The following is a 3,679-nucleotide window of genomic DNA, read 5'->3' as shown; positions in this document are numbered from 1 at the left end:
TTCAGTCATAGTTATTTGTAGCTTTGATATTCATCGTACATAGAATACTTTTACGAAGAAGTGCACCTCGCTTCGGTTTTAAAAGGCTTTGATTTAATGTCGAAGTCATTACCAAGAGGTAAAAATATCTACCGGATTGTAACGACAATTGAGGAAAACAAAGCAGTCACTATCTTCGAAAAAAACTATTAACTTAAGAATGCCTTGCATTCTACATCGTATGAGGGAGATAAAATCAATTATCTTCCCTGATAATATCAGATCGTGCTACCTGGGCTCCTGCCCCATTAGTTACACAATCTCTTGCTGCGCACGATCCAGCACCACAACCGATATCTCCTGCTCCACCACTGCAGGTATGCTCATCACCAAAGGGGTTCAAAGGCAGTACTTTTGGTGTTGTATATTTCTTATATTGGAGATTTACTTCAGGGACTTTAATTTCCATAGTTAACAGATCTGATATATTCTATTTATACTTGTGGGATCTTTTTTGGAGTATCAAATCATTTCATTCAATAGTTGAAACTATTAATGGTTCAGGGAAAAATCGTCATCTTTGAGAATATGAAGAGACAAATATTATTTCATCATATTTGAGAACACCAATGTTAAGGGACGATGCATCTGAATTTGTTTACCTGAATAATGCCGCGACCAGCTGGCCGAAACCACCGCAGGTGTTGAACGCAGTTCAGGAGTCTCTGATTTCTCCGTTTGTCGGGGGTGGAAGAAGTTCAGGTTCTGATGCTCAGGACTATATCTGGGATGCCAGAACAGCGGTTGCTGGTCTGCTTGGTGTGTGTGATGAAGAACGGGTTCTCTTCTCACATAATGCAACCGATGCACTGAATACGCTTATTCATGGATTCCTTTCAGCTCATTCCGGTCCAGTTCATGTTATTTCTTCGGTGCTTGAACATAATTCGGTACTCAGACCCTTATGGGAATTAAAACAGGCAGGGCGGATTGAACTGACGCTTCTTCCCATGAAGGGTGCATATCTCGATCTGGATACTGTTTCTGATTCTGTCAGATCAGAAACGAAACTTGCGGTGCTGAACCATGGGAGCAATGTACTTGGCTCTGTACAGGACCTGGATCGTGCCGGAAAGATTCTCCATGAATCTGGAGTATATGTCATTGCAGATGGTGCCCAGACTGCCGGGCACGTTCCGCTTGTATTCGATCAACTCGCGATTGATGCCTATGCATTTACCGGGCATAAAGCACTGTTCGGCATTCCCGGAACCGGTGGGTTTATAATTAAGGATCCTGAAGAGATCACACCGATACGATATGGTGGAACCGGTTCAAATTCAGTTTCACTCAACCACCCGAGGGATTTGCCAGAACGATTCGAAGCCGGGACCCATAATTTTCCAGGCCTTGCCGCACTCACCGCAGGAATAGATTTTATTCAGACAACCGGGCAGAAGTCTATCGAAGAGAAAGGTATCAGGCAGAGCCGGATGATGATCGATGGGCTGAAAGCTGAACCTAATATTACGATCTATAATGAAACACCAGACCTCCCCATCATCTCCCTGAATATTGATGGTCTTGACAATGAAGATCTTGGGTTTATTCTTACCAGGGCATACCGGATTATCACCCGTTCGGGATTGCATTGTGCTCCGCTCGTCCATAAAGAAACTGATGGAGGGAGAGGCTCGGTGCGGTTGAGTCTCTCATGGTTTACCACTGATGAAGAATGCATCAGGGCTGTTCAGGTAATTCGGGAGGTGGCCCGGAGTGCGAATAGTCAGATCAGTCAGGCATAAAGTCTGTACTGATGGTGCTTTTATGAGGGAGGTCATCCTTGACGCCCCGATTACTGAACCATTTGTTGAATTTCTGAAAAATTTTGGCACTGTGATGATGCTCGGAACGATGGGTCCCGGTTTTTTTAAATATGAACTCAAAGACGGGTTTTCGATAAAGGGCTGGATCGGTGATACAAATATTGAGATCAGGTTCCGCAGGGAAGTGATGGATATCTGTGAGGATTATGTCTCCGTTCTTTTCTACTATTACTATGATGGAAAGCCGGATCTCGATAAACTCCGGCGGATAGATACAAAAACCAGAGAACAGATCCTGGTACGGATACATGGGAATACTGATGGAAACCCTGTTGCAGGATAACCCGTTTGTGGCCTCTGCTGACGCATATGATGGGTGGTTTGATAGACACCACGATCTTTTTCAACAGCAGATTGCCTTCATCCGTCCCTTTCTGACTCAAGGAAGCGGGCTCATACTTGAGGTAGGATGTGGGTCAGGACAGTTTTCTGTTGCATTAGGTATACCGTATGGTATTGACCTGTCACTTCCTCTCTGTAAAAAAGCATATCAACGGGGTATTGGAATAATCCGGGGGGATGGAGAGTTGCTCCCTATTCAGACCGAAGCGGTCTCACAGGTTTTTCTCATCACGGTCCTTGAGTTTGTTCATGATCCGGATAATGTTCTTTATGAGGTACACCGGGTTCTTCTTCGGGGTGGTTCACTGATTGTTGTCTCTCTTGATAGTGAACATGAACCCGGTGCATATCATCAGAAGGAACATACTTCATCCACATTTCTCTCGAAGGCACATTTTTTCTCCCAATCTGACCTCATCTGCCGAATTAAAAAAGCCGGGTATCAGATACGGGGAATACGGCGGGCTGCAGGGCTTCTCCTGGTCTCTTCCAGTAAATCACCGGACCGGTGTTCTTGATAAAGAAGGTAGGAATGGAAAAAAAAGTATCAGAAGGCAGTTTATCTGATTCGTCTTGTAAATCAGTTTTGGGGATTGATGCGGGTTCAACCAGGATCAAAGGTGCATTATGGACAGGTTCATCATGGCTGCTCCATACTGTTCCTTCCACAGTCTCATACGAGCAGAGTATCGGCGATTTGATCTCGACTATGGTTATTGAAACGGGATTAAACCCTGATGAGATTGTTGCAACCGGATACGGCAGAAAGATGGTTCCTGGAGCATCAGGTATCAGTAATGAGATCGGTTGTCATGGAAAGGGTGCTACTTACCTTGTCCCGGGTTGTCGTACAGTCATTGATATCGGTGGTCAGGATGCAAAGGTGATATCTGTTCAGGAGAAGGGAAAAGTTACTGATTTTTCAATGAATGATAAATGTGCTGCAGGTACTGGGAGATTTCTCTCTATTCTGGCTGATACTTTGAACCTTTCTCTTTCGGATCTTGGAAATATCGGTACCGGTATTCAGCCACTGCGCCTCTCGTCTATGTGTACAGTCTTCGCAGAGTCTGAAGTGATTGGGCTGCTTTCACAGGGGTACCCCATTCCTGAGATCGTTGCAGGTATCAATGATGCTATTGCACGAAGGACCGTCTCACTTGCATCCCGACTATCTATGGTTCCCGTAATCACTTTTACCGGAGGAGTTTCAGCAAATACGGATATCGTTTCCAGGATATCTGAGTTGATCAGTCTTGATATTACTGTTCCTGATCATGCTGAATATTCAGGGGCTATTGGGTCTGTTATCTCGGTTTGTAGTCCAGAACCATGGTCTCTCACTCAGATACGAACAATCTGATATTGTTCCCTTCGTCGAATAAAGTTGAGTAATCTTTTCTGTGGATTTTTCTCTCATTCTTACCCATTGAGGGTTATTTGTGGTAATTTAATGATTTGATTTAGTTTGA

Annotated in this window: 5 protein-coding genes; 4 read left to right on the top strand and 1 reads right to left on the bottom strand. The window is 44.3% G+C overall.

The window, feature by feature from the left end; genetic code table 11:
* Positions 1 to 235 precede the first annotated feature (235 nt).
* A complete protein-coding gene (locus LUQ50_RS04590) occupies positions 236 to 448 on the bottom strand; it encodes a hypothetical protein (RefSeq protein WP_300036860.1) in 213 nt (70 codons plus the stop codon).
* A gap of 160 nt (positions 449 to 608) precedes the next feature.
* Here LUQ50_RS04590 and LUQ50_RS04585 point away from each other — a divergent pair, with 160 nt between their 5' ends.
* The 4 genes from LUQ50_RS04585 to LUQ50_RS04570 are packed head-to-tail and all read left to right on the top strand — an operon-like array spanning position 609 to position 3,570.
* Positions 609 to 1,784, top strand: a complete 1,176-nt coding sequence (locus LUQ50_RS04585; RefSeq protein WP_300036857.1) for an aminotransferase class V-fold PLP-dependent enzyme — start codon at positions 609 to 611, stop codon at positions 1,782 to 1,784.
* Entirely contained in the window at positions 1,756 to 2,148 is a 393-nt protein-coding gene (locus LUQ50_RS04580) for a hypothetical protein (protein ID WP_300036854.1), read from the top strand. Before LUQ50_RS04585 ends, LUQ50_RS04580 begins: the two co-directional genes overlap by 29 nt.
* On the top strand, positions 2,126 to 2,725 hold the full coding sequence (locus LUQ50_RS04575) for a class I SAM-dependent methyltransferase (protein ID WP_300036851.1): 600 nt from the start codon (positions 2,126 to 2,128) through the stop codon (positions 2,723 to 2,725). Before LUQ50_RS04580 ends, LUQ50_RS04575 begins: the two co-directional genes overlap by 23 nt.
* 14 nt (positions 2,726 to 2,739) lie before the next feature.
* A complete protein-coding gene (locus LUQ50_RS04570) occupies positions 2,740 to 3,570 on the top strand; it encodes an acyl-CoA dehydratase activase (protein ID WP_300036848.1) in 831 nt (276 codons plus the stop codon).
* Positions 3,571 to 3,679 lie beyond the last annotated feature (109 nt).

The sequence above is a fragment of the Methanospirillum sp. genome, assembly GCF_028679455.1.
In the GTDB taxonomy this organism is placed as follows: domain Archaea; phylum Halobacteriota; class Methanomicrobia; order Methanomicrobiales; family Methanospirillaceae; genus Methanospirillum.
This window is presented reverse-complemented; position numbering and strand designations above follow the sequence as displayed.